Here is a 24632-nt window from a genome sequence, read left to right on the forward strand (position 1 = left end):
AGAGCCCTTTCGGTTCTTCCCAAACGGGTCGCACCGCCCCAGGCCGGGCGACCAGCTACAAACCGGTTGTAGCCTCTGATCGACACCGTATGAGAAGGGTCCTCGCGAAGAGGATGTATCCGAAAAAAGCCCGCGTTCCTCCCACGAACGGCGGTCGGTGAGCAACCACGTGAGCGGGACCGGAACCGCACAGACGGCGGCGGGCCCCATCACCGGCCATGGCGGCGCGGTGGTGGGGCCCGCCGGAGGTCGGGGGCCGCAGGATCAGCCGGGCAGGCGGGGGCCCGCCTCACGCTGCTCGGCCAGCCAGGTCTCCACCTCGGCGGAGGCGCGCGGCAGGCCGGCCGACAGGTTCACCGGGCCGTCGGCGGTGACCAGGATGTCGTCCTCGATCCGCACCCCGATGCCCCGCAGCTCCTCGGGGACCAGCTCGTCCTCCGGCTGGAAGTAGAGGCCCGGCTCGACGGTGAGCACGTACCCCTCGCCGAGTGGCCCCTCGCGGTAGGTCTCCTTGCGGGCGTTGGCGCAGTCGTGCACGTCGATGCCGAGCATGTGGCTGGTGCCGTGCAGCGTCCACCGCCGGTAGACGGTGGAGGCCGGGTCCATCGCCTCGTCCACGCTCACCGGCAGCAGCCCCAGATCCTTCAGCGCCTCCGCGAGCACCCGCATCGAGGCCAGGTGCACGTCCCGGAACGCCACGCCGGGCCGGCACATCTCGATGCCCGCCTGCTGCGCGGCGTACACGGCGTCGTAGACCTGGCGCTGCAACGGCGTGAACCGGCCGTCGACCGGGAACACGCGGGTGACGTCGGCGGTGTAGAGGTTGCGGTTCTCCACGCCCATGTCCATCAGCAGCAGGTCACCGGGACGGGTGGCGCCGTGGTTGTGCACCCAGTGCAGGATCGTGGCGTGCTCGCCGGCCCCGACGATCGAGCCGTAGCCGACGTCGTTGCCGTCGTGCCGGGCACGCAGCGCGAAGACGCCCTCCAGCAGACGCTCGGAGACCGCGCGGTCAGCCGGCAGTGCCCGCGCCACGTCCTCGAAGCCGCGCACCGTGGCGTCGCACGCCTCCTGGAGCTGCGCGATCTCCCACTCGTCCTTGACCAGCTTCAGCTCGGCGATCGCGATCGCCAGCTCCCGGTCGCGGCCGGGCTGCCCCTCGGCGCGCGCGCCGTCGTACCGACGCACCGCCGCGTCCACCCGGGCGTCGAAACCGCGAAGCACCCGGGTACGCCCCGGCGCCAGCTCAGCCAGCGCCGCGTCCAGCTCACTCAGGTCGGCCGTCGGCAGGCCCAGCTCGGTGGACTTCTCCCGCAGCGTCGGCCGGCGGCCCACCCACAGCTCACCGTGGCGGCTGCGGAAGAACTCGTCGGTCGCCCGGGACGACCGGGGCCGCATGAACAGCGTGGCCTCGCCGCCCGGCCGCAGCACGAGGACGCTGTCCGGCTCCAGGTCGCCCGTCAGGTACGCGAAGTCGCTGCCCGGCCGGAACCGGTGGTCGGTGTCGTTGGCGCGTACCTTTTCGTTGCCGGTGGGGATGACCAGCGTCTCGCCCGGGAAGGCCTCGGCCAGCGCGGCCCGCCGCTTGGCGTGGTTGGGCACCTCCGGACGCGGGGGGACCGGCAGCTCGGTGTCCCGCCAGCCCTGCCGCATGAACGACAGGAAGGCCTCCGGGAAATCCGGGTCGTGCGACTCGGTGCCGTCCGCCGGTTTGCCCTGCCCGGTCCGCTCCTCGGCCATGATCCGCCCCTCCCTGAGCCTCGTCGCTGGTCCCGACGGTACCGCGCGCTCGACGGCGGTAGGTGCCTGCGGTGCCGCGACGACGGCTTCCGGCGCGTGGAAAGATGGCGGCCATGTGCGGACTCCTGGCCTTCTTCAGCGCGCGCGGCGACGCCGCCGCCCACCGCGACCACATCGCCGGCGCACTGGAGTGCCTGCACCACCGTGGCCCGGACGAGACAGGGGTCGAGGTGGTCGGCGACGCCTCCGGCCGGTACGCGGACGGCGTGTTCGCGCACAAGCGCCTGGCGATCATCGACGTGGCGCTGAGCCACGAGCCCTTGCCCTACGCGGGCGGGCGTTACCTGCTCACCTTCAACGGCGAGATCTACAACTACATCGAGCTGCGCGAGGAGCTGATCCGCGACTACGGCGCCCAGTTCGCCACCAACGGCGACGGCGAGGTGATCGTCGCCGGCTACCACTACTGGGGTGAGCAGGTCCTCACCAAGCTGCGCGGCATGTTCGCGTTCGTGATCTGGGACCGGCAGGAGCGGCGGGCCTTCGGCGCGCGGGACTACTTCGGCATCAAGCCGCTGCACTACCTCCAGACCCAGGACGGCCTCTACCTCGCCTCGGAGAAGAAGGCGCTGCTGCCGTTCGCGCACTCGGCGTACCAGGGCGACGCGGGAATCGACACCGCCAACCTGAGCCACTACCTGACCCTGCAGTACGTGCCGGAGCCCGGCACGCTGCACAAGGGGATCAGCCGGATCGGCTCGGGGGAGTACCTGACCTGGACGCCGGGTGGCCGGATCGAGGTGCGCCGCTGGTACCGCCCGGTGTTCCGGCCGGCCCCGGTCTCCGACGAGCAGCGGCTCTACCACGACATCCGGGAGACGCTGCGCGAGAGCGTACGGATGCACATGCGCTCGGACGTGCCGGTCGGCTCGTTCCTGTCCAGCGGCATCGACTCCACCGCGGTGGTGGCGCTGGCCCGCGAGTTCAACCCGAACATCCTCACCTTCACCGTCGGCTACGACGTGCCCGGCTACTCCGAGATCGACGTGGCCCAGGACTCGGCCCGGCACCTCGACGTGACCACCATCCCGACCAAGATCGGGCCGCAGGACATGATCGACGCGCTGCCGAAGATCGTCTGGCACCTGGACGACCCGGTCGCCGACCCGGCGCTCGTGCCGCTCTACTTCGTGGCGAAGAAGGCCGCCGAGCACGTCACGGTGGTGCTCTCCGGCGAGGGCGCGGACGAGTTCTTCGGCGGCTACACGATCTACCGGGAGCCGCTGTCGCTCAACGCGGTGAACAGCCTGCCCGACGGCGTGCAGAAGGGCCTGCGCGCGGTCTCCAAGGCCATCCCGCAGGGGGTCAAGGGCAAGAGCTTCCTGGAGCGCGGCACCACCCCGATCGAGGAGCGCTACTACGGCAACGCCCGGATGTTCACCGAGGAGGAGAAGCAGCACCTGCTGCGCCGCTACGACCCCTCGGTGCGCTACACCGACGTGACCGCGCCGATCTACGCCGAGTGCACCGAGCTGGACGACGTCACCAAGATGCAGTACGTCGACCTCTACACCTGGCTGCGCGGCGACATCCTGGTCAAGGCCGACCGGATCTCGATGGCGCACTCGCTGGAGGTGCGGGTGCCGTTCCTGGACCGGGAGGTGTTCAACGTCGCCGCCGGCATCCCGGTCGACCTGAAGCTGCCGCCCCGCTCCGAGGCCACCAAGTACGCGATGCGCCAGGCGCTGCAGGGCGTGGTGCCGCCGGCCATCGTCAACCGCAAGAAGCTGGGCTTCCCGACCCCGACCCGGGTGTGGCTGCGCGGCGAGATGTACGAGTGGGCGCGGCACGTGCTGGCCACCTCGGGCGCCGGTGACCTGATCGACCTGTCGTACGCGATGCGCCTCCTCGACGAGCACAAGCGGGAGGAGGCCGACCACTCCCGCAAGGTGTGGACGGTGCTGATCTTCTGCATCTGGCACGCCATCTTCGTGGCCAAGACGCTCGACCCGGGCATCCAGCGCAACCAGTCCGCGCTGCTCACCAAGCCGGTCGTCGGCAGCATGGTGCGCTGAACCGAGCGTGACGAGGAAGGGCCCCCGGGATGTTCCCCGGGGGCCCTTCTCAGTGCGTGATCAGCGACCGGTGCAGGTGACAGTGGGCAGGGAGTTGGTGCCGGAGAAGTTCGCTGTGAAGCCGAACGTGGTGGTGCCCTCCGGCGGGACGCTGCCGTTGTAGGCGGCGTTGGTGACGCTCACCGACGCCCCGCTGCCGCTCAGCGTGCCGTTCCACACCTGGTTGATGGTCTGGCCGCTGGGCCAGGTCCAGTTCGCGGTCCACCCGGAGTACGTCCGGGTGCTGTGGTTCATGATCGTCACTTCGCCCTGGAAACCGCCGTTCCAGGCGCTGACCACCTTGTACACCGCCATGCAGGTGCCCGACGGCATGGTCGGGCTGCTCGTCACCGGCGGAGGCGTGGTCGGCGGCGCGGTCGTCGGGGGCGCGGTCGTCGGCGGCGCGGTCGTCGGGGGGTTGCTGCCGCCCGAGCCGATCCCGGTCACCTCGCCGTTACCACCGTCGAACGTCACGTCCGAGCAGCCGAAGAAGTTCTCCTGGCTGTCCGAGCGGACCCAGCGCGAGTAGATGATGTGCCGGCCGCTCTTGTTCGACGGCAGGTTGCCGGTGAAGTAGTAGTGACCGTCGTTGGTGCCGACCGCGCCGCGCTGCGGCGGGTTGGTCACCTGAAGGAACGGCTGCTCCTCCAGGTCGCTCCAGGCCAGCGGCCGGTTCGGGCTCCAGCTGTCCTTGGTCACGTAGAAGTAGAACGTGCCCGGGTGGTGGGCCCAGTTGCTGTACCGGAACTCGGTCGACCGGCCCGCCGTCAGGTGGGTGACCGGCCAGTCGTTGCGCGCCGCGTCGTACCCGCTGAAGTTGGGGTTGCCGCCGCTGCACAGCTTGCCGTCCGGAATGAACCCGACGGTCCGCCCGCCGCCGTCGGAGCGCAGCACGCTGAACCAGTTGTACAGCGAGTTCGCCCCGTTCTCGGCCACCGCCGACGAGCAGGCGGGGTTGTTGGGCCGGATCTCACCGGTTCCGGTGAGGCCGTCCTTCCAGCACAGGTACGTGCGGGCGCCCGGCGTCATGGCCGCGCCGTGCGCGGCCGCCGGTCCGGTGTTGGTGGCCAGGGCGAACGCGCCCAGGGCCAGGGTGGCGGCCGCGGTGAGCAACGCGGCCGTACGGGATCGGTGCACGGGGATCTCCTGACTCGCGGAGCGTGGCCCGGTTCGGCCCGCTCCGCTGGGACGAGCGGATGCGACGATCGCGGTGCCCGCGCCCGGTCGGCGTGCGGCCGGAGCCGTCGGCGGGCGCGCACCGCCTGCGGTCCGTTGCCACGGACCGTGGATGCCCTCGCGTCGGCTCGACCCGGCGGCCGGCGACGCGGCAGCCCCCCGCGTCGTTACCCGGCACCGCCATCCCACCACGTCCGCACGCCGCCCGCAATAGGCGCCGCTCGATGCCCAGGTCCCGGCGCGGCGCGGCGCCGGCATGGGCCAGGATCGGGGGAGACGACGAGAGGAGCCAGGATGGGGTACGCGGTGGTGCTCGGCGAGGCGCTGGTGGACCTGCTCGACGCCGAGCACGACGGAGAACCCGTCTACCGGCAGGCGATCGGCGGCGGTCCGCTCAACGTGGCGGTGGCGGTCGCCCGGCTCGGCGGGGACGCGCGGTTCGTCGGGTCACTCGGCGACGACGCGCTCGCCGGGCGGATCCGCGCCTTCCTCACCGACGCGGGTGTGGACGTGCGCGGGACGGTCACGGCGCCGGCGCCGACCGCGCTGGCGGTGGCCACGTTCGCCGGTCCCGAGCCGGACTTCCGCTTCTACGGCGAGCCCCGCTCGTACGCGCTGCTCGGCCCGGACGACCTGGACGTGGCGCTGGTCGAGGGCGCGGACGTGCTCTACTGCGGCTCGATCGTGCTGCTCGACCCGCCGGTGCTGGCCGCCGCCCGCCGCGCCTGGTCGATCGCGGGCGGGCTGCGGGTGTTCGACCCCAACGTGCGGCCCCGCCTGCTCACCGCACCGGGCGCGCTGGACGGGCTGCGGACGGTGGTCGCCGAGTTCGCCGCCGCCGCGCACCTGGTCAAGCTCAGCAGCGCCGACGCGCGGCTGCTCTACCCGGACGAGCCGGTCGAGGGCGTCGCCGCGTACCTGCGGGAACTGGGCGCGGGCACGGTCGTGGTCACGCTCGGCGCGGACGGCGCCCTGGTCGCCGCCGCCGAGGACGTGGTACGCGTACCCGCGCCGAAGGTGGAGGCGGTGGACGCGACGGGCGCGGGCGACTCGGTGATGGGCGCGCTGGTGGCGGACCTGCTGGCCGCCGGCGAGCCGGCGGACCCGGCCGGCTGGCGGGAGCGGGTCGCGTTCGCGCTGCGGGTGGCGGCTGTGGTGTGCGAGTCACCGGGCGGCGCCACCGCCATGCCCACCCGCGCGCAGGTGTCCACCCGCTTTCCCTGACGGCCGCGCGCCCCTCGGCCCGCGGAGGCCGGGTCAGGCGCGCCGGCGGGCCATCGTCAGGACGGCGGTCAGGGACAGGAACGCGGCGCCGGCCAGGACCACCGCCATCGGCAGCGCGCTGCCCTCGCCGCCGAGCCCGACCAGCGGCGCGGCCAGCGCGCCCACCACCGACTGGATGCCACCCATCAGCGCGGCGGCGGTGCCCGCGTGCCGGGCGTGCGCGTCCAGCGCCAGCGCGGTGCTGTTCGGCATCACCATGCCGAGCGAGCCGACGAAGGCGAACAGCGCCACCGCCGTCACGGCCAGGCTGCCGGCCAGCGCCCCGCTCAGCACGCCGACCGCCGTGACCACGCCGACCACGAGCGTGGTGACCAGCAGCCGACGCGGCGTGAACCGGTCGAGCAGCCGGGCGTTCGCCTGCCCGACCGCTACCAGGGCGAGCGCGTTGGCGCCGAAGATGACGCTGAACACCGCCGCGGAGACGCCGAAGACGTCCTGGAACACGAACGACGACCCGGAGATGTACGCGAACAGCCCGGCGAACGCGAAGCCCTGCGTCAGCGCGTACCCGAGGTAGACCCGGTCGGCGAGCAGCGACCGCATGGTCCGGACGGTGGCACCCAGGCCGCCGGTGCTGCGGCGCTCGGCCGGCAGCGTCTCCGGCAGGCGCAGCGCGACCGCGACGGCGAGCACCGCCCCGATGACGGCGAGCGTCACGAAGACGGCCCGCCACGAGCCGAACCGCAGCACCAGACTGCCCACGCCCGGCGCCGCCACCGGCGCCACCCCGAAGACCAGGGTGAGCCGGGAGAAGTACTTCGCGGCGTCCCGGCCGGAGTAGAGGTCGCGGACCACCGCGCGGGCGACCACCACGCCCATGCCGCCGGCGACGCCCTGGGCGAACCGCGCGGCGGACAGCAGCGGGGCGTTCGGCGCCGCGGCGCACACCAGGGCCAGCACCGTGTACGCGACCACGCCGACCAGCACCGGACGGCGGCGCCCCCAGCGGTCGCTGAGCGGACCGGTGACGAGCTGACCCAGGGCGAGACCGATCAGGCAGGTGGTCAGCGAGAGTTGGATGCCGGCCTGGTCGGCGCCGAGGTCGCGGGTCATGGCCGGGAACGCCGGCAGGTACATGTCCAGCGACAGCGGGCCGATCGCGGTGAGCGTGCCGAGCAGCACCAGCAGCGTCACGCCGCCGGTGGTGGCCGTGGTGCGGTCGGCGGTCGGGCGCGCGGCGGCCGGCGCGGCGTTGCTCACGAGTGGGTCCCCCCTGGATCCGGTGCGTCCGGGTACTTTACATCTGTAGTCAGAACTATTGCGATGTGAGGCGGGTGACCCCGTGGCGGCGAACGAGCAGGTCGCGCGCGTCGGAGCGGTCGTGGGGGAGTTGCACCGCCTCCTGCGCCGCCGGACCGGGGCGCGCGTGGGACGAGACCCGCTGCCCGAGGCGCAGGTGGAGTTGCTGCTGCTGGTCCGGGAGACGCCGGGGATCAGCGGCAAGGAGGTGGCGCGGCGCCTCTGCACCGCGCCCAACACGGTGAGCACGCTGGTCCGCGGCCTCGCCGACGCCGGGCTGCTGGCCCGTGACCGCGACCCCGGCGACCGCCGCGTGCTGCGGCTGCGCGTGACCGAGGCGGCCCGGGCGCGGATGGCCGACTACGAGACCAACCGGGCCGCGCTGCTCGACGAGGCCATGGCCGAGCTGGATCCGGCGGCGCAGGCGGCGATCCTGGCCGCCGCCCCGCACCTCGACGCGCTGCTCGCCGCTCTGCGGGGACACGCTCGGCCGGAACCGCCCGGGCGGGCACCCGGAAACCCGGTGGCCGTCGCACCCACCCGCCCCGCATGATCACCGGATGGCGCTGCACCAGGACGAGACACCCGTGGACGAACAGGTCGTCCGGGCGCTGCTGACCGACCAGCGCCCCGAGTGGGCCGCGCTGCCGCTGACGCCGGCCGGCGCCGGGACCGACAACACGATGTACCGGCTCGGCGCCGACCTGCTCGTCCGGCTGCCCCGGACCGCGGAGAAGGCCGGCGCCCTGCGCAAGGAACAGCAGTGGCTGCCCCGGCTCGCGCCGCTGCTGCCGGTGCGGGTGCCCGAACCGCTGTACGCGGGCACCCCGGGTGCCGCCTTCCCGCTGCCCTGGTCGGTGCTGCGGTGGATACCGGGCGACGAGGTCCGGCCCGGCACCGTCGAGGACTGGGCCGTCCTCGGCGCCGACCTGGCGGCGTTCGTCAGGCGCCTGCACGCGGCCGACCTGCTCGGCGCGACCCGCGCGGGCCCGCTGAGCGGATACCGCGGCGGCAGCCTGCGGCCCTGCGACACCTGGATCTCCCCGGCGCTCGACGACTGCCGGACCCTGATCGGGGACGAGACGGACGTCGGCACGCTCCAGCGGCTGTGGCGCGAGGCCCTCACCCTGCCCGAACCCGCCGGGCCGTACGTCTGGCTGCACGGCGACCTCAAACCCACCAACCTGCTGGTACGCGACGGCCGGTTGCGGGCGGTCATCGACTTCGGCGGCCTCGCCGTCGGGCACCCCGACGCCGAACACGCACCGATCTGGGACCTCCCGCCCCCGGCCCGGCACGCCTACCGGGAGGCGCTCGGCGTGGACGACGTGACCTGGGCGCGGGCCCGCGCCTGGGCGCTCGGCGTGGCCGCCAGCGGCGTCTCCTACTACTGGCACACGTTCCCGGCGTTCGTCGCCGAGTGCCGCAACCGGCTCCGCGAGATCCTCGCCGACGCCCGCTGAACCCGGCCTGCCCCGCCGGTCAGGCCGTTCCGTCCAGCTCGGCGTAGCCGCGCCGGGCCGCGATCAGGCCCGGTCGGGCGCCGAACGGCGACTCGGCCGCCACCCGCTCCGGCGGGGCGCCACCGGTGTGCCCGGCGCGGATCAGCCACGCCTGCCGCGCGAGCTGCGCGTGCTGGTCGCGGACGAAGTCCGTGCCGACCGGCTCGCCGTGGCCCGGCACCACCACCGTCGCGGGCGTGGTCAGCCGCAGCAGGTCGGCCAGTGCGTCCGGCCACCGCAGGGGGTACGACTCCTCGAACGCCGGTGGCCCGCTCTGCTCCACCAGATCGCCGGCGACGAGCACGTCCGCGTCCGGCACGTGCACCACCAGATCGGCGTCGGTGTGCCCGTGCCCGGGATGGCGCAGCACCACCCGCCGGCCGCCCACGTCGAGCACCGTCTCCTCGGCCACCTCGTGTGTCGGCGCCCGCAGCTCGGTACGCGCCAGCTCCTCGGCCAGCGCCGGATGCCCGGCGCGCATCTCCTCGTACGCGGCGCGGCGCAGCGCCTCGGGCCGGTCCCGCAGCGCCGCCACGGCCTGGGCGTGCGCGTAGATCGCGGTGTCCGGCCCGGCCAGCGTGGCGTTGCCGAAGCAGTGGTCGAAGTGGTGGTGCGTGTTCACGATCGTCCACGGGTACGGCGTCACCGCCCGCGCCGCCGCCGCCAGCTCCCCGGCCTGCGCGGCGGTGGAGAGCGTGTCGACCAGCAGCGCCGCGCCGTCACCGACCACCAGCACCACGTTCACCGCGAGCACCGGCTCGCGCAGCACGTGTACCCCGGCGGCGACCTCGGCGAACCCGGCGGTCATGACGGGCCGAGGGCCCGCTCGACGAAGCGCTGCCGGTCGACGAGCGCCCGCTCGACGCGCCCCTGCGCCGCGACGGTGGGCCCGTCGGTCACGGTCACCTCGAAGACCAGCCGCTTGCCGTCGACCTTCACCAGCTCGGCGTGGGCGGCCACGGTACGCCCGACCGGGGTGGCCGCGCGGTGTTCCAGCTCGACCCGCACGCCGACGGTGGTGGACCCGGACGGCATCCGGGTCGCGGTGGCGGCCACCGTGGCCGCCTCGGCCAGCGCCAGCACCCGTGGGGTGCCGAGCACCGGCACGTCCCCGGAGCCGACCGCCTGCGCGGTGTCGGCGTCGGTCACTGTCAGCTCGACCCGGGCGGTCAGGCCCGGCGTGAAGGGCGGCTCCGGCTGCTCCTGCATGCGGCCGAGCCTAGTGCAGCCGACCCGGGACCGTCCGGCGTCCGAGCCGCCGCGCCCGTGTCGTTCCCGACCGCCCGCAGGCCCGTCCGTCGCCCGCCGTTAACCTTGTCCGCGATGGCCGAGCAGACACAATCTCCGACCCCCGCCCCCGACGCGACCACCGAGTCGCCCGACGGCGGGCGCCGCCGTGTGATCGCGATGACCATCTGGGGCGTCGCGTTCGTCGCCGCCTGGCTCGCCATCGGCCTGCCAACCGACCCGGCGTACGCGTTCCTCTGGATCTGGGCCGGCACCGTCGCCTGGAACTCGGACCGCCCGTGGCGCAGCCACCTGCGGTTCGCCCGGGACTGGATCCCGGTGGTGCTGCTGCTCGCCGCGTACAACCTGTCCCGGGGGTTCGCCGACAACGGCGCCACCCCGCACGCGATGGAGCTGATCGTCGCCGACCGGTTCCTCACCGGATGGCTCACCGGCGGCGAGGTGCCGACGATCTGGCTCCAGGAGCGGCTGTACGACCCGGCCGAGGTGCGCTGGTGGGACGTGCTGGTGAGCTGGATCTACTTCTCCCACTTCGTGGCGACGTTCGCCGCCGCGGCGGTGTTGTGGATGCGCAACCGGCGGCGCTGGATCGCGTACATGTCCCGCTGGGGCTTCCTGTGTGCGGCCGGGCTGGTCACCTACTTCGCCTACCCGGCCGCGCCGCCGTGGTGGGCGGCGCAGAACGGGCTGCTCACCGAGGTCGCCCGGATCTCCACCCGAGGCTGGAAGGAGGTCGGCATGCACGGCGCGGGCAACCTGCTCAACGCCGGGCAGATCGCCTCCAACCCGGTCGCCGCCATGCCCTCGCTGCACACCGCGTTCGCGCTGTTCGTGGTGCTGTTCTTCATGCGCTCGGTGCGCAAGCGCTGGTGGCCGCTGATGCTCGCGTATCCGCTGGCCATGACGTTCACGCTGATGTACAGCGGTGAGCACTACCTGATCGACGTGCTGGTCGGCTGGGCGTACGTGGGCCTGACGTTCCTGGTGGTCGGCCTGGCCGAGCGCTGGTGGGCGGCGCGCCGGGCGCGGCGCGCCGGTGAGCCCGCCGTCGCCGCCGCCGGTCCGCCCGCAGACGGCGCCGCCGCCGACACCCCGGACCGGGCGGCCGACGACCGGGACGCGGTGCCCGCCGAGCCCCGGTAGGCGCCCGGCCAGCGGTCGGTACGGCGGGTCAGCGGTCGGCACGGCGGGCGGCCCGCGACCGCTCGGTCAGCTCCGCGGCCAGCGCCCACGCGTCGGCCAGGTCGCGGTCGACCGCTGCCGCCCCGGCCCCACCGGCGGTGTCCGCGTGCACCGTGGCCAGCCGCAGCATCCGCTGCACCGGACCCCGGGTGACGCGCACGCTCTGGATCCGGGCGTACGGCACCAGCGTCAACCGGCGGGTCAGCAGCCCGGAGCGGGCCACGAACACCCGCTCGTCCAAGCCGGCGCCGACCACCTTGCGGCTCAGCGGGCGCAGCCACCGGGCCCGTGCCGGGGGCGGCGTGGCGGGCAGCGCGTCCAGCCGCACGCCGGGCAGCACCTCCGCCACGACCAGCGCGCCGGTGCCCGCGTCACCGACCGGCAACAGCCGGTCCGGGCGGTTGCGGTCGTCCGCCTCACCGGCCGAGTAACCGGCCACCTCCAGCCGCAGCCGCAGCCATCCCTTCATCCGCCAGAGCAGCGGCCAGGTCGCCCGTACGGTCTGCACCCGGTGCAGCGGCACGGTCTGCACCCGCGTCTCCAGCAGCCCGTTGTGCACGCGCAGCGTGCCGTCGTCCCGGTCGAGCCGGAAGTTCCAGTCGTCGAGCACCCGGCGGATCGGTTGCAGCACCACGCCGGCCATCGCGGTGAGCGTGCTCGCCACCGCGATGAACGACCACGAGTCCTCGGAGAGGAACTGGGCGCCGATGAACACCAGGCCCAGCGGCAGCAGGAACGCCTGCGGCGTGAGCAACTGGCTGACCAGCAGATCCTGGTTGCGGACGGCATGCAGCCGGCGGCCCTCCGGCGTGGGCGCGACCGGTGCGCCGGGCTCGGCCGCAGGCGCCGGCACCGGGGCGGAACGACCGGCCACCGCCAGCAGCCGCTGCCGCAGCGCGGTGGCCTCGGCCACGCTGAGGTAGGCCAGCGGCGCCTCGGTCTTGCCCCCGCCGACCACCTCCAGCCGCAGCTCGGCCAGGCCGGTGAGCTGAGCCAGCAGGGGCCGGACCACCTCCACCGCCTGCAACCGCTCCAGTGGGATCGCCCGGGTACGCCGCCACAGCAGCCCCTCGTAGACCCGCAGCTCGCGGCCGACCAGGTGGTAGCCGGTGTTCCACCAGCTCACCACGGACAGCACCGTGGCACCGAGCACGAAGACCGTGACCAGCACCGCGAACCAGCCGAACCCGACCCGCGACAGCGTCGACCAGGAGAGCCCGGCGATCACCACGACCAGCGACTTCGCGCCGTGCAGCGCCGGACTGAGCGGATGCAGCCGCTGCCGGGGCTCCTCGCCGCCGGCGGGCGGCCCGGCCACCGGACCCCACATTCCCGGGTACGGCGGCAGCGGCGCCGGCCACGGCCCGGGCGCCGCATCCGGGCCGGGCGGCGTCGCCGGGCCGGGCGGCCCGTATTCGGGAGGCGGCCCGTACCCAGGAGCGGGTCGCTGCCACGGCCCGCCCGGCGACGCCGCACCGGCCGGCTGCTCCGATCCGGTGGCCGGGGTGGGCCGGTCGTCGGGGGGCGGCGGGGCGCCGGGGTCGTTCCGGTCGCTCACAGGCCCTCCGCCCGGTCCTCGCCGAGCGCGGTCAGCCGGTCGCGCAGCCGGGACGCCTCGGCCGGGCGCAGACCGGGCACGCGGGCGTCGCTCGCGGCGGCGGCCGTATGCAATTGCACTGTGGCGAGGTCGAAGGCGCGCTCCAGCGGACCGGCGCTCACATCGACGAACTGCATTCGGGAGTACGGCACGATGGACAGCCGGCGCACCAGCAGGCCGTGCCGCACGAGCAGATCGTCGTCGCGCTCGGCGTATCCCCAGGCGCGGACCGCGCGCACGATGGTGATCGCCCGCCAGACGCCCAGCAGCAGCGCCCCGCCGACGGCGGCGCCGAGCAGCCAGTGCCCGGTCATCGCCCAGGCCGCGCCGAGCACCACGAGCGTCACCGCCAGCCCGATGCCGAGCCGGATCAGCTCCACCCAGATCAGGTCGCGGGAGATCGGCTGCCAGCGGACCGTGTCCGGCCAGGGCTCCAGCGCGCTGCGCGAGGCAGGCGGCAGGCCGGCGGGGCTGTCACCGCTCATCGGGGCGACCTGCCGTGTTCGCCGCCGGTACGGGCTCGGATCATCTGCTCGCTCACGCTTCGAGCGTAGGCGATCAGGGCAGCGGGACCACCTCGCGGAGGAAGCCACGGGCGTCGAGGAAGTCGCCGAGGGAGCCCCGGTGCTCCGGACAGGCCAGCCAGGTCTTGCGCCGGTCCGGCGCGTGCAGGCGGGGATTGTGCCAGCGGAGCTGGTAGGCGGCGGGAGCGCGACACCCTCGCGCCGAGCAGATCAGCGTCTCGTCCGGGGTGGGAGTCGTCACCGGGGCGAGTCTAGAGGCGGCACGCCGGGAGTTTTAGCGCCGGGCGGCCACGGGGGGAGCCGCCCGGCGACGGGTGAATCGTACACACGGCGGACCCCTTGTTGTCCACCCGTGTTCAGCGTTTCATGAACACCCGGGCGGCGTGGCCGGACGGCGCGGCGAAAATCGTGCCTCTCCCACCCTCGGCTCTCAGGGAGGCATGACAGTCTTGATACGCACCACGCCGCGACGACGACCCTGCTGTGGAGGACCGGTGGCCCAGCCGACCACACCCGACGTGCCGAACCCGACCGAGGCGGCGCCGGACGCGCCGCCCCCGGCGGGCACCACCCCGGCCCAGGACGCCACGCTGCTGGAGCGGGCGCTGTTCGAGACCAAGCGGGTGATCGTCGGCCAGGACCGGATGGTCGAGCGGATGTTCGTCGCGCTGCTGGCGCGGGGCCACTGCCTGCTGGAGGGCGTGCCCGGCGTGGCCAAGACGCTGGCCGTGGAGACCCTGGCCCGGGTCGTCGGTGGCTCGTTCGCCCGGGTCCAGTTCACCCCCGACCTGGTGCCCGCCGACATCATGGGCACCCGGATCTACCGGCAGTCCAGTGAGAAGTTCGACGTCGAGCTGGGCCCGGTCTTCGTGAACTTCCTGCTCGCCGACGAGATCAACCGCGCGCCGGCAAAGGTGCAGTCGGCGCTGCTGGAGGTGATGAGCGAGCGGCAGGTCTCCATCGGCGGCGAGAGCCACCGGGTGCCCGACCCGTTCCTGGTCATGGCCACCCAGAACCCGATCGAGCAGGAGGGCGTCTACCCACTGCCGGAGGCGCAGCGGGACCGGTTCCTCATGAAGATCGTCGTGGGGTACCCGACCGACGCCGAGGAGCGCGAGATCGTCTACCGGATGGGCGTGAAGCCGCCCGAGCCGGCCCGAGTGTTCGACACCCCGGACCTGGTCGCCCTCCAGCACAAGGCCGACCAGGTGTTCGTGCACAACGCGCTGGTCGACTACGCGGTCCGGCTGGTGCTCGCCACCCGGGCGCCGGCCGAGCACGGCATGCCCGACGTCGCCCAGCTCATCCAGTACGGCGCCAGCCCGCGCGCCTCGCTCGGCCTGGTCCGGGCCACCCGGGCGCTGGCGCTGCTGCGCGGCCGGGACTACGCGCTGCCGCAGGACGTGCAGGACATCGCGCCGGACATCCTGCGCCACCGGCTGGTGCTCAGCTACGACGCGCTCGCCGACGACGTACCGGCCGACCACATCGTGCACCGGGTGATGTCGACCATTCCGCTGCCCGCCGTCGCGCCCCGCCAGCAGGCCACACCACCGCCGCCGGCCGTGCCGCACAACGGGTGGCCCGGGCAGCGGCCGTGAGCCCGCCCACCCCGCTGAGCGCCACCGGCGACCGCTCGGGGGCCGCGCTGGCCCGGCTCCAGCTCATGGTCACCCGCAAGCTGGACGGCCTGCTCCAGGGCGACTACGCCGGGCTGCTGCCCGGACCGGGCAGCGAGGCGGGGGAGTCCCGGGAGTACCGGCCCGGCGACGACGTGCGCCGGATGGACTGGCCGGTCACCGCCCGTACCACCACGCCGCACGTGCGGCGTACGGTGGCCGACCGCGAACTGGAGACCTGGCTGGCCGTGGACATGTCGGCCAGCCTGGACTTCGGCACCGGGCGGTGGCTCAAGCGGGACGTGGCGGTCGCCGCCGTCGCCGCGCTGGCCCATCTCACCGTGCGGGGCGGTAACCGGATCGGGGCGGTGGTCGGCACCGGCGGGCCGGGCACGATGCTGCGGCTGCCCGCCCGCTCCGGCCGCAAGGAGGCTCAGGGGCTGCTGCGGGCGGTCGCCGGGGCCGAGATCCGGCCCGGCCGCAGCGATCTCGGCGTGCTCGTCGACATGCTCAACCGGCCGCCCCGGCGGCGCGGCGTGGCGGTGGTGATCTCCGACTTCCTCGCGCCGCCGCAGCAGTGGGGCCGGCCGCTGCGTAAGCTGCGGGTCCGCCACGACGTGCTGGCCGTCGAGGTGGTCGATCCGCGGGAACTGGAACTGCCCGACGTGGGGGTGCTGCCGGTGGTCGACCCGGAGAGCGGGGAACTGCACGAGGTGCAGACCGCCGACCCGGGCCTGCGCCGCCGGTACGCCGAGGCGGCGGCCGCCCAGCGCGGGGCGATCGCCGCCGAACTGCGCGCCGCGGGCGCGGCCCACCTGCGCCTGCGCACCGACCGAGACTGGCTGCTGGACATGGTGCGTTTCGTCGCCGCGCAGCGGCACGCCCGCACCCGAGGGACGACTCGATGATCCGTTTTCTGCAACCGTGGTGGCTGCTGGCCGTGCTGCCGGTGCTCGCCCTCGCCGCCGCGTACGTCTGGCGGCAACTGCACCGCCGGCAGTACGCGCTGCGGTTCACAAACGTCGACCTGCTGCGTACGGTCGCGCCGAAGGGACTGGGCTGGCGGCGGCACGTGGCGGCCACCGCGTTCCTGCTCTGCCTGCTGGTGCTGGCGACCGGGCTGGCCCGCCCGGCGATCGACACCCGGGAGCCGCTGGAGCGGGCCACGGTGATGCTCGCCATCGACGTGTCGCTGTCGATGCAGGCCGACGACGTGTCGCCGAACCGCCTGGAGGCGGCGCAGGAGGCGGCCAAGCAGTTCGTCGGCGAGCTGCCGCAGAGCTACAACCTGGGGCTCGTCTCGTTCGCCAAGTCGGCGAACGTGCTGGTGCCGCCGACGAAGGACCGGGCCGCGGTCACCACCGCCATCGACGGGCTGGTGCTGGCTGAGGCGACCGCCACCGGTGAGGCGGTCTTCACCTGCCTGGAGGCGATCCGCTCGGTGCCGGCCGACGGCGCCGCCGGCATCCCGCCGGCCCGCATCGTGCTGCTGTCCGACGGTTACCGGACGTCGGGCCGGTCGGTGGAGGAGGCCGCGGCGGCGGCGCAGGCGGCGAACGTGCCGGTGTCCACCATCGCGTTCGGCACCGACTCCGGGCAGGTCGACATCGGCGGGCAGCTCCAGCGGGTGCCGGTGGACCGCACCGCGCTGTCCCAGCTCGCGGAGACCACGCAGGGCTTCTTCTACGAGGCGGCGTCGGCCAGCGAGCTGAAGCAGGTCTACCAGGACATGGGCAGCTCGATCGGCTACCGGACCGAGCCGCGTGAGATCACCCAGTGGTACGCGGGGATCGCGCTGCTGCTGGCGCTGTGCGCGGGCGGGCTGAGTCTGCTCTGGACGTCCCGGCTCGTCTGAGCCGGAATTGGCCGGCGGCGGTCAGTGACCGCCGCCGACCAGCACGAACAGGACGGCCACCCAGACGGCGGCGAGGGTGAAGCCCAGCGGGGCGACGTAACGGCTCATGGGTGTGCTCCGTGGCGACAGCGGCCCGGTGCGGGCCGTGGGGGCGGGGGCGTACGCGCACGAAGTCGTGACCGGGTGCTCCGCCGCGCGGCAGGCCACACCCCGGCGTGTGCGCCGGAGAGCGGATGCGGTGCGGAGGGCGGGAAGCGGGTCAGCCGCGTCGACGGAGCCGTGGCTCAGCGGGGCTGACGGTGGGCCCGGCCACGACTGGGAGGATCGCTATCTCGCACAGCGATCACCTCCTGCGGTCGGTGGGGCCCGGCGCGGGCACAGAGCGACCCGCAGACGCGATCATCGTACACCGGGGGTGCGGGTGTCGCGCGTGCGGCCGCCCGCCCTCGCGGACCTCGGGCGACCACGGCCGGGGCCGACGCCGTGACCTGCGCGGGTTAGCGCTTACCTGTCGGTAACCCCTAGGCTCCGACCGTCCGAGAGATCACTGAGCAGAGGGGGATCCGTGGCCCGAACCGTGCTGGTGACTGGCGGAAACCGGGGGATCGGCCTGGCCATCGCGCAGGCGTTCGCCAAGCAGGGCGACCGGGTGGCGGTGACGTACCGCAGCGGTGAAGCTCCCGAGGGCCTGTTCGGGGTGCGGTGCGACGTGACCGACGCCGAGTCGGTCGACGCCGCGTTCACCGCGATCGAGGCCGAGCTCGGACCGGTGGAGGTGCTGGTAGCCAATGCCGGCATCACCGACGACACGCTGATCATGCGGATGTCCGAGGAGCAGTTCGCCCGAGTCCTCGACACCAACCTGACCGGCTCGTTCCGGGTCGCCAAGCGGGCCTCGACGAAGATGCTCCGCGGCCGCTGGGGGCGGATGATCTTCATCTCCTCGGTGGTCGGTCTCTCCGGTGGCGCGGGCCAGGTCAACTACGCGGCCAGCAAGGCCGGCCTGGTCGGCGTGGCCCGCTCGATCACCCGCGAGCTGGGCACCCGCAACATCACCGCGAACGTGGTGGCGCCCGGCTTCATCGACACCGACATGACAGCGGGCCTGCCCGAGGAGCGCAAGGCGGAGATCCGCAAGTCGATCCCGGCCGGCCGGATGGCCACCCCGGACGAGGTCGCGGGCGTCGTCACCTGGCTCGCCTCGGACGCGGCCGGATACGTCACCGGCGCCGTCATCCCGGTCGACGGCGGCCTCGGCATGGGCCACTGAGCAGAGCACACGGAGGAGACACGCAATGTCCGGACTTCTCGCCGGTAAGCGGCTGCTGGTCACCGGCGTCATCACCGACGCCTCGATCGCCTTCTCGGTGGCGAAACTCGCCCAGGAGAACGGCGCACAGGTCGTGCTCACCGGCTACGGCCGGCTCTCCCTGGTGGAGCGGATCGCCAGGCGGCTGCCCGAACCGGCGCCGGTGATCGAGCTGGACGTCAGCAACGAGGAACACCTGGCCGGGCTGGCCGACAAGGTACGCGAGCACGTCGACGGCCTCGACGGCGTGGTGCACTCGATCGGGTTCGCCCCGCAGAGCTGCCTCGGCGGCGGGTTCCTCGACGCCCCCTGGGCGGACGTGGCCACCGCGCTCCAGGTCTCCACCTACTCGTACAAGTCCCTCGCCATGGCCGCGCTGCCGCTGATGTCCGCCGGTGGCGCCGTGGTGGGCCTCACGTTCGACGCCACCAAGGCGTGGCCCGTCTACGACTGGATGGGCGTGGCCAAGGCCGGGCTGGAGTCCGCCTCCCGCTACCTGGCGCTGCACCTGGGCAAGCAGGGCATCCGCAGCAACCTCGTCGCGGCCGGCCCGTTGCGGACCATCGCGGCCAAGTCCATCCCCGGCTTCGACCAGTTCGAGGACGCCTGGACCCAGCGGGCCCCGCTGGGCTGGAGCCTCACCGACCAGGAGCCGGCCGCGCGGGCCTGCCTGGCGCTGCTGTCCGACTGGTTCCCGGCCACCACCGGCGAGATCGTCCACGTCGACGGCGGCTACCACGCCATCGGCGCCTGAGATGTAAGGAAGGGCCCCTTCTTAACGCCTCGTGCAGCGGAAGGGGCCCCTGTTAACACGTCGCGGCCCGGGTGGTCACCGCGCCGACCAGGGGGCGTCGCCACGCCGTCACGGCGGGCGAGGAACAATGGCCCCATGGCGTACGACGCGTTGGTGCTGGTCTCGTTCGGCGGCCCGGAGCGGCCCGAGGACGTTCTCCCGTTCCTGCAGAACGTGACCCGGGGGCGGGGGGTGCCGCCGGAGCGGCTGGCCGAGGTCGCCGAGCACTACCTGCACTTCGGCGGGGTGTCTCCGATCAACCAGCAGTGCCGTGACCTGCTCGCGGCGATCCGGGAGGACTTCGCCGCCAACGGCGTCGACCTGCCGGTCTACTGGGGCAACCGCAACTGGGATCCGATGCTCGCCGACACGGTGGCGCGGATGCGCGACGACGGGATCACCCGGGCGCTGGCGTTCGTCACCAGCGCGTACGGCGGCTACTCCTCCTGCCGTCAGTACCAGGAGGACATCGCCTCGGCCCGCGCCGCGGTCGGCCCGGACGCCCCGCTGATCGAGAAGCTGCGCCAGTTCTGGGACCACCCCGGCTTCATCGAGCCGCACGCCGACGCGGTACGCGCCGCGCTGGCCCAGCTCGACCCGGCGAAGCGGGACAGCACCCGGCTGGTCTTCACCGCCCACTCCGTCCCGATGTCCGCGGCCGCCACCGCCGGCCCGCACGGCGGCCGGTACACCGCCCAGCTGGAGGAGGTCGCCCGGCTGGTGCACGCCGCGGCCGCGCCCGACCTGCCGTACGACCTGGTCTGGCAGAGCCGGTCCGGGCCGCCGCAGGTGCCGTGGCTGGAGCCGGACGTCAACGACCACCTGGCCACCCTGCCCGAGCGGGGCGTGACGAGCGTGGTGGTCAGCCCGATCGGCTTCGTCTCCGACCACCTGGAGGTGGTGTGGGACCTGGACACCGAGGCGCTGGAGACGGCCAAGCAGCTCGGCCTGGACTTCGTCCGCGCCGGCACGCCGGGAGTCGACCCGCGGTTCGTGGCGATGGTCCGCGAGCTGGTGCTGGAGCGCACCGCCCCGAACGGGGAGAACCTGCGCCGCCACCTCGGCGAGCTGCCGGCCTGGGACACCTGCCCGGCGTTGTGCTGCGTGCCCCCGGCCCGCCGGCCGTGAGCCCGACCCGACGACACCCCTGGGGACGACACGATGCTTGACCGCAAGCCGGTGCAGAGCTGGCTCACCGACATGGACGGCGTGCTGGTGCACGAGGGGCAGCCGGTGCCCGGCGCCCCGGAGTTCGTCAAGAAGCTGCGCGCCTCCGGCAAGCCGTTCCTGGTGCTGACGAACAATTCCATCTACACCCCGCGTGACCTCCAGGCCCGGCTGGCCCGGATGGGGCTGGACGTGCCGGAGGAGGCGATCTGGTCCTCGGCGCTGGCCACCGCCCAGTTCCTGGCCGACCAGCGGCCGGGCGGCACCGCGTACGTGATCGGTGAGGCCGGCCTGACCACGGCGCTGCACGCGGTGGGGTACGTGCTCAGCGACTTCGCCCCGGACTACGTGGTGCTGGGGGAGACGCGCACCTACAGCTTCGAGGCGATAACCAAGGCGATCCGGCTGATCGACGACGGCGCCCGGTTCATCTGCACCAACCCGGACGCCACCGGCCCGTCGATGGAGGGCGCGCTGCCGGCGGCCGGCTCGGTGGCGGCGATGATCTCGAAGGCCACCGGCGTCGACCCGTACTTCGTCGGCAAGCCCAACCCGATGATGATGCGCTCCGCGCTGAACACCATCGACGCGCACTCCGAGTCGACCGCGATGATCGGCGACCGGATGGACACCGACATCCTGTGCGGGCTGGAGGCCGGGCTGGAGACGATCCTGGTGCTCACCGGCATCAGCAGCCGGATCGAGGCGGAGCGGTACCCGTACCGTCCGTCGCGGATCGTCGACTCCGTGGCCGACCTGATCGACGAGGTCTGAGCCGCGGGTCGCGTGCGGCTCCGCCGCCGCGGTGCTAGAGGCGCAGCGGCGCGTTGCAGGCGGCCACCAGGGCCTGCCGGCACGCGGTGGTCAGCGGCCGCAGCGCCGCGTCCCGCTGCTGCGCCTCGTAGGTGTTCACCGCGCCGCCGGGCGCGCTCTCCCCGGCCAGCGCGAGCACCCGATCCAGTACGGCGGCGCGGGCGAACAGGCGGCGGGCCCGCGGGTCGAAGCCGGGCGGCAGGTCGGTGGCGCCGTCCGGGCGGCGCAGCGCGGCGAGCGCACCGGCCAGTTCGGGCCGCCACTGCGCGACGTCCAGCCGGGTCAGCGTGGCGGTGGTCTCGGCCAGCACGGCGGCGAGTTCGGCCTCGGCCTCCGCGGCGCCGGGCGTGGTCAGCGACGCCTTCGGCGCGTCCACCGGCAGCGGGTGGACCCGCCACAGCACCGTCTCCCAGGTCATCCCCGAGCCGGAGGTGTGCGTGCGGACCTCGGGCACCAGCCCCATCCCGCTCGCCACCACCGCTTCGCCCGCCACCAGCGCCGCCCCGGCGAACGCGCCCGGGCCGGGCAGGCCCCGCGGGTCGCCGGGCGCGGGCAGCACCAGCCGGATGTCGTCGGGCGAGTGCTTGGCGAGGCTGGGCAGCGCCTCCCGCAACGACACGTCGGTCCAGGTGCCGGGGGCGTCGGCGACGAGGTGCTCCTCGTCGCCGGCCACGGCGTCGGCCACCTCGTCGAACGGCACCAGGCCGGCTCGCCAGGCACGCACCCAGGCGACGAACCGGCTCGACCGGCGCGGAGCCAGTGTGGCCGCGCCCGCTGCGGGGGAGGACATGCGGAAAGGGTACGTGCTCCGCGCCGCTGCTGTCTCGGCTGCCGCTCCGGCGGCGCTACCTGGTCCCAACTACCCCCTTCGCACCGTTTCGTGCCGACGGATGATCGCCCGGTCGGCGCGTCGGCGAGCGACACGCCGGGACGCTGGTTAGCGTCTCCGGCATGGCGGGGCGATACGACGGCGACGTGCTGGCCGGCGACTGGCGGCGGCGGAAGGTGACCCCCGAGGTCGACGCCGAACCCGACCTGGTGGTCGAGGACGCCGACTCCGGGTTCTGCGGCGCGGTGGTCGGCTTCGACTCCGGCGCGGTGGTGCTGGAGGACCGCCACGGGCGGCGCCGCAACTTCCCGCTGCTGCCCGCCGCGTTCCTGCTCGACGGCAGGCCGGTCACGCTGCGGCGGCCCGCCCGCACCCCGGTGCCCGCCGCGCGCCGCCGTACCGCGTCCGGCTCGATCGCGGTGGACGGCGTACGGGCGCAGGTCGCCAAGGCCAGCCGGATCTGGGTCGAGGGCGTGCACGACGCCGCGCTGGTCGAGCGGATCTGGGGCGACGACCTGCGCGTCGAGGGCGTGGTGGTGGAGCCGCTGGACGGCATCGACGCGCTCGCCGACGAGGTACGCGCGTTCGCGCCCGGCCCTGGTCGCCGGCTCGGCGTCCTCGTCGACCACCTCGTGCCCGGCTCCAAGGAGAGCCGGATCGTGGCGCGGGTGAACTCGCCGCACGTGCTGGTCACCGGGCACCCGTACGTCGACGTGTGGCAGGCGGTACGCCCGGCGGCGCTCGGCATTCCCGGGTGGCCCGTGGTGCCGCCCGGACAGCCCTGGAAGGAGGGCGTCTGCGCGGCGCTCGGGGTGGCCGAGCCGGCCGACATGTGGCGACACATCCTGTCCCGGGTGGATAGTTTCGCCGACGTGGAGACGCCGCTGATCAACGCGATGGAGCGCCTGATCGACTTCGTCACCGAGCCCGGGTGAGTGGTTGCGGCTCGGGGTAGCAGCTCGGCTTGCGCCCGGGGTGGTTGCGGTTGGGGCCGGGGGCGACCGTGCCCGGGACCCCGGAACCCCCGTCCCGGCCCGAGGATCAACGCCGACACGAACTCCTTGATCACTGCGGTGGACGGTGCGGGTGTGCGTCGATCATGGAGTCGTGGTCCCCCACGGATCGGGCATAGCAGGGCGAAATGAGGGCCACAACTGCAAGATCGACGGGGCGGGGCGGGGCGGGGCGGGGCGGGGACAGGGGCGGGGCGGGGGTGGCGAGGGCGAGGGCGGCGGGAGGCGAGAGCGGGGCGAGAGCGGGGGGTCAGGGGGCCTGGTCGGGGGAGCGGGTCAGGACGAATGTCGCCATGTCCAGGGCTACCGGGGTGCCGGAACCGTCGCGGAGGACGGTGAGGATCTCGCCGTCCTGGGAGCCGGAGCGGCCCCGCCACCGGTCCGGTCCCTCGGGAGTGAACCGGAGCAGTGGCTTGCCCACCAGGCCGCCGACCAGGTCCCCGGCGGCGTCGACGCGGAACTCGTACTCGCCGCCCATCCACCACCAGCGGCCGGTCAGCGCGGCCACGTCGGCGGCGGGCGGGTCGGCCGGGCGCCAGGGGGCGGGCACGGCCGGTTCGGCGTCCAGCACCAGCGTGAGCGCTTCCCGGCCGAGCGCGCCGATGTGGTGGCCGCGCAGCCCGTACGAGTTGGCGAAGTTGACCACGGCGGTACGGGTGGGCCGGTGCACGGCCAGGCCGGCGACGTAACCGGGCATGGAGCCGCCGTGCCCGACGTGCACCCGGTCGCCGACGCGGTAGAGCTCGATGCCGAGGCCGTGCCCGCCGGTCCACGAGTCGAGGTCGTTGATCACCACGGGGGCACACATCTCGGCGAGCGTGGCGGGGGAGAGCACCGCCGGGTCCGGGTCGGCCAGGAACGCGGCCCAGCGGCCCAGGTCCTCGACCGTCGACCAGAGTTGGCCGGCCGCTGCCATCGCCCCGCTGTCGGTCAGCGGCTCCTCCCGTAGCGTCTCGTGCCAGGGGTGCACGACGTAGCCCCGGGCGTACGGCTCGGTGGGGTGGTACGTGGTGCGGCGCATGCCCAGCGGCGTCAGCAGCCGTTCGGTCAGCAGGTCCGCCCACGGCGTGCCGGTGATCCGCTCCAGCACGGCGCCGAGCAGCCCGTACGCGAGGTTCGAGTAGTGGTAGACGAAGTGTGGCGGGTGGGCGATCTTGTCGGGCGTCAGCCCGGCGAGCAGGGTGTCCAGGTCCATGCCCCCGGCCCGCTCCCACCAGCCGCCGTCCGGCTCGCGTTGCAGCCCGCTGACGTGGCCGAGCAGTTGGCGTACGGTCGCCCTGCCGACCGGGGTGCCCGGCAGGTGCGCGTCCAGCGGGTCGTCGAGCGCCAGCCGGCCGGCGTCGCGCTGCTGCATCACCAGCACCGCGGTCATGGTCTTGGTGATCGAGCCGACCCGGTACTGCAGGTCGCCGTCCGGGCGGGGCGTCTCGCCGGCGACGGCCAGGTGGGCCAGGTGACCGTCGCGGACCACGCCGAGGGCGAGCGAGGGACCTCGCCCTTCGGCCTGGGTCCGGGCGACCAGCAGGTCCACCTGACGCGCGGTCTCGGGCAGCAGGGACATGTCGTCCTCCTCGTCGGCCGGGGGGCGCGGTAACGCCGTGCCGAGCCTAGCGATCATGACAGTTCGA

24 protein-coding genes are annotated in these 24632 nt (G+C 73.8%); 13 read left to right on the forward strand and 11 right to left on the reverse strand.

The features are described 5' to 3' along the window. Positions 1 to 264 precede the first annotated feature (264 nt). Complete coding sequence (locus ACFYON_RS01325) at positions 265 to 1740, reverse strand: aminopeptidase P family protein (RefSeq protein ID WP_354873309.1); 1476 nt, start codon at positions 1738 to 1740, stop codon at positions 265 to 267. Between the two features lie 113 nt (positions 1741 to 1853). Between ACFYON_RS01325 and asnB the strand changes: the two genes are divergently transcribed. Then, the gene (asnB, locus tag ACFYON_RS01330; protein ID WP_354873307.1) at positions 1854 to 3815 is read left to right on the forward strand and encodes an asparagine synthase (glutamine-hydrolyzing); all 1962 of its coding nucleotides are present in this window, start codon (positions 1854 to 1856) and stop codon (positions 3813 to 3815) included. 60 nt (positions 3816 to 3875) lie between these two features. Here asnB and ACFYON_RS01335 read toward each other — a convergent pair whose 3' ends face one another. Further along, a complete protein-coding gene (locus ACFYON_RS01335; RefSeq protein ID WP_387188742.1) occupies positions 3876 to 4991 on the reverse strand; it encodes a lytic polysaccharide monooxygenase in 1116 nt (371 codons plus the stop codon). Between the two features lie 333 nt (positions 4992 to 5324). Between ACFYON_RS01335 and ACFYON_RS01340 the strand changes: the two genes are divergently transcribed. Beyond that, the gene (locus ACFYON_RS01340; protein WP_354873305.1) at positions 5325 to 6254 is read left to right on the forward strand and encodes a carbohydrate kinase; all 930 of its coding nucleotides are present in this window, start codon (positions 5325 to 5327) and stop codon (positions 6252 to 6254) included. A gap of 33 nt (positions 6255 to 6287) precedes the next feature. On the opposite strand, the gene ACFYON_RS01345 is transcribed toward ACFYON_RS01340, so the two are convergent. Further along, a complete protein-coding gene (locus tag ACFYON_RS01345) occupies positions 6288 to 7514 on the reverse strand; it encodes a multidrug effflux MFS transporter (protein WP_354873303.1) in 1227 nt (408 codons plus the stop codon). A gap of 82 nt (positions 7515 to 7596) precedes the next feature. Between ACFYON_RS01345 and ACFYON_RS01350 the strand changes: the two genes are divergently transcribed. Beyond that, on the forward strand, positions 7597 to 8106 hold the full coding sequence (locus ACFYON_RS01350; RefSeq protein WP_354873301.1) for a MarR family transcriptional regulator: 510 nt from the start codon (positions 7597 to 7599) through the stop codon (positions 8104 to 8106). Between the two features lie 7 nt (positions 8107 to 8113). Then, positions 8114 to 9016, forward strand: coding sequence for an aminoglycoside phosphotransferase family protein (locus tag ACFYON_RS01355; protein WP_354873299.1), 903 nt, complete (start codon positions 8114 to 8116; stop codon positions 9014 to 9016). A 19-nt stretch (positions 9017 to 9035) separates the two neighbouring features. On the opposite strand, the gene ACFYON_RS01360 is transcribed toward ACFYON_RS01355, so the two are convergent. Together ACFYON_RS01360 and ACFYON_RS01365 are read right to left on the reverse strand one after the other, a co-directional pair. Then, the gene (locus ACFYON_RS01360; RefSeq protein ID WP_354873297.1) at positions 9036 to 9863 is read right to left on the reverse strand and encodes an MBL fold metallo-hydrolase; all 828 of its coding nucleotides are present in this window, start codon (positions 9861 to 9863) and stop codon (positions 9036 to 9038) included. Continuing rightward, positions 9860 to 10264 (reverse strand): hotdog domain-containing protein, encoded by a 405-nt coding sequence (locus tag ACFYON_RS01365; protein WP_354873295.1) that lies wholly within the window; start codon positions 10262 to 10264, stop codon positions 9860 to 9862. The genes ACFYON_RS01360 and ACFYON_RS01365 overlap by 4 nt, the downstream gene beginning before the upstream one ends. Positions 10265 to 10378: 114 nt before the next feature. Between ACFYON_RS01365 and ACFYON_RS01370 the strand changes: the two genes are divergently transcribed. Next, positions 10379 to 11446, forward strand: coding sequence for a phosphatase PAP2 family protein (locus ACFYON_RS01370; protein ID WP_354873293.1), 1068 nt, complete (start codon positions 10379 to 10381; stop codon positions 11444 to 11446). Positions 11447 to 11474: 28 nt separating this feature from the next. Here the strand turns inward: ACFYON_RS01370 and ACFYON_RS01375 are convergent, their stop codons facing one another. The 3 genes from ACFYON_RS01375 to ACFYON_RS01385 form a co-directional block, all read right to left on the reverse strand. Beyond that, positions 11475 to 12815 (reverse strand): PH domain-containing protein, encoded by a 1341-nt coding sequence (locus ACFYON_RS01375; RefSeq protein WP_387320550.1) that lies wholly within the window; start codon positions 12813 to 12815, stop codon positions 11475 to 11477. Between the two features lie 224 nt (positions 12816 to 13039). Next, the gene (locus ACFYON_RS01380) at positions 13040 to 13567 is read right to left on the reverse strand and encodes a PH domain-containing protein (protein ID WP_357707526.1); all 528 of its coding nucleotides are present in this window, start codon (positions 13565 to 13567) and stop codon (positions 13040 to 13042) included. Positions 13568 to 13640: 73 nt separating this feature from the next. Next, positions 13641 to 13847 (reverse strand): hypothetical protein, encoded by a 207-nt coding sequence (locus ACFYON_RS01385; RefSeq protein WP_354873289.1) that lies wholly within the window; start codon positions 13845 to 13847, stop codon positions 13641 to 13643. A gap of 253 nt (positions 13848 to 14100) precedes the next feature. Here ACFYON_RS01385 and ACFYON_RS01390 point away from each other — a divergent pair, with 253 nt between their 5' ends. Genes ACFYON_RS01390 through ACFYON_RS01400 form a run of 3 tightly spaced genes read left to right on the forward strand, consistent with a single transcriptional unit; the run spans position 14101 to position 17080 of the window. After that, on the forward strand, positions 14101 to 15207 hold the full coding sequence (locus ACFYON_RS01390; RefSeq protein WP_354873287.1) for a MoxR family ATPase: 1107 nt from the start codon (positions 14101 to 14103) through the stop codon (positions 15205 to 15207). Next, positions 15186 to 16133 (forward strand): DUF58 domain-containing protein, encoded by a 948-nt coding sequence (locus ACFYON_RS01395; protein WP_354873285.1) that lies wholly within the window; start codon positions 15186 to 15188, stop codon positions 16131 to 16133. Before ACFYON_RS01390 ends, ACFYON_RS01395 begins: the two co-directional genes overlap by 22 nt. Continuing rightward, positions 16130 to 17080 (forward strand): VWA domain-containing protein, encoded by a 951-nt coding sequence (locus ACFYON_RS01400; protein ID WP_302907890.1) that lies wholly within the window; start codon positions 16130 to 16132, stop codon positions 17078 to 17080. The genes ACFYON_RS01395 and ACFYON_RS01400 overlap by 4 nt, the downstream gene beginning before the upstream one ends. Positions 17081 to 17101: 21 nt before the next feature. On the opposite strand, the gene ACFYON_RS01405 is transcribed toward ACFYON_RS01400, so the two are convergent. Beyond that, the gene (locus ACFYON_RS01405) at positions 17102 to 17287 is read right to left on the reverse strand and encodes a hypothetical protein (RefSeq protein ID WP_354873283.1); all 186 of its coding nucleotides are present in this window, start codon (positions 17285 to 17287) and stop codon (positions 17102 to 17104) included. A gap of 358 nt (positions 17288 to 17645) precedes the next feature. On the opposite strand from ACFYON_RS01405, the gene fabG reads away from it, so the two are divergent. The 4 genes from fabG (at position 17646) to ACFYON_RS01425 (ending at position 21123) form a co-directional block, all read left to right on the forward strand. Beyond that, positions 17646 to 18350, forward strand: a complete 705-nt coding sequence (fabG, locus tag ACFYON_RS01410) for a beta-ketoacyl-ACP reductase (RefSeq protein ID WP_120568989.1) — start codon at positions 17646 to 17648, stop codon at positions 18348 to 18350. A 25-nt stretch (positions 18351 to 18375) separates the two neighbouring features. Then, complete coding sequence (gene fabI, locus ACFYON_RS01415; protein WP_354873281.1) at positions 18376 to 19143, forward strand: enoyl-ACP reductase FabI; 768 nt, start codon at positions 18376 to 18378, stop codon at positions 19141 to 19143. A gap of 135 nt (positions 19144 to 19278) precedes the next feature. After that, a complete protein-coding gene (locus ACFYON_RS01420) occupies positions 19279 to 20310 on the forward strand; it encodes a ferrochelatase (protein WP_354873279.1) in 1032 nt (343 codons plus the stop codon). Positions 20311 to 20343: 33 nt separating this feature from the next. Continuing rightward, positions 20344 to 21123, forward strand: a complete 780-nt coding sequence (locus ACFYON_RS01425; protein ID WP_354873277.1) for an HAD-IIA family hydrolase — start codon at positions 20344 to 20346, stop codon at positions 21121 to 21123. A gap of 34 nt (positions 21124 to 21157) precedes the next feature. Here the strand turns inward: ACFYON_RS01425 and ACFYON_RS01430 are convergent, their stop codons facing one another. Then, a complete protein-coding gene (locus ACFYON_RS01430; RefSeq protein WP_354873275.1) occupies positions 21158 to 21952 on the reverse strand; it encodes a hypothetical protein in 795 nt (264 codons plus the stop codon). Between the two features lie 161 nt (positions 21953 to 22113). Here ACFYON_RS01430 and ACFYON_RS01435 point away from each other — a divergent pair, with 161 nt between their 5' ends. Further along, positions 22114 to 22926, forward strand: coding sequence for a DUF3097 domain-containing protein (locus tag ACFYON_RS01435; RefSeq protein ID WP_354873273.1), 813 nt, complete (start codon positions 22114 to 22116; stop codon positions 22924 to 22926). 328 nt (positions 22927 to 23254) lie between these two features. Here the strand turns inward: ACFYON_RS01435 and ACFYON_RS01440 are convergent, their stop codons facing one another. After that, positions 23255 to 24565: a serine hydrolase domain-containing protein gene (locus ACFYON_RS01440; protein ID WP_354873271.1), complete on the reverse strand. Its 1311-nt coding sequence runs from the start codon at positions 24563 to 24565 to the stop codon at positions 23255 to 23257. Between the last annotated feature and the right edge of the window lie 67 nt (positions 24566 to 24632).

Origin of the sequence: Micromonospora sp. NPDC005686 (genome assembly GCF_042871665.1) — a bacterium.
In the GTDB taxonomy this organism is placed as follows: Bacteria; Actinomycetota; Actinomycetes; order Mycobacteriales; family Micromonosporaceae; genus Micromonospora.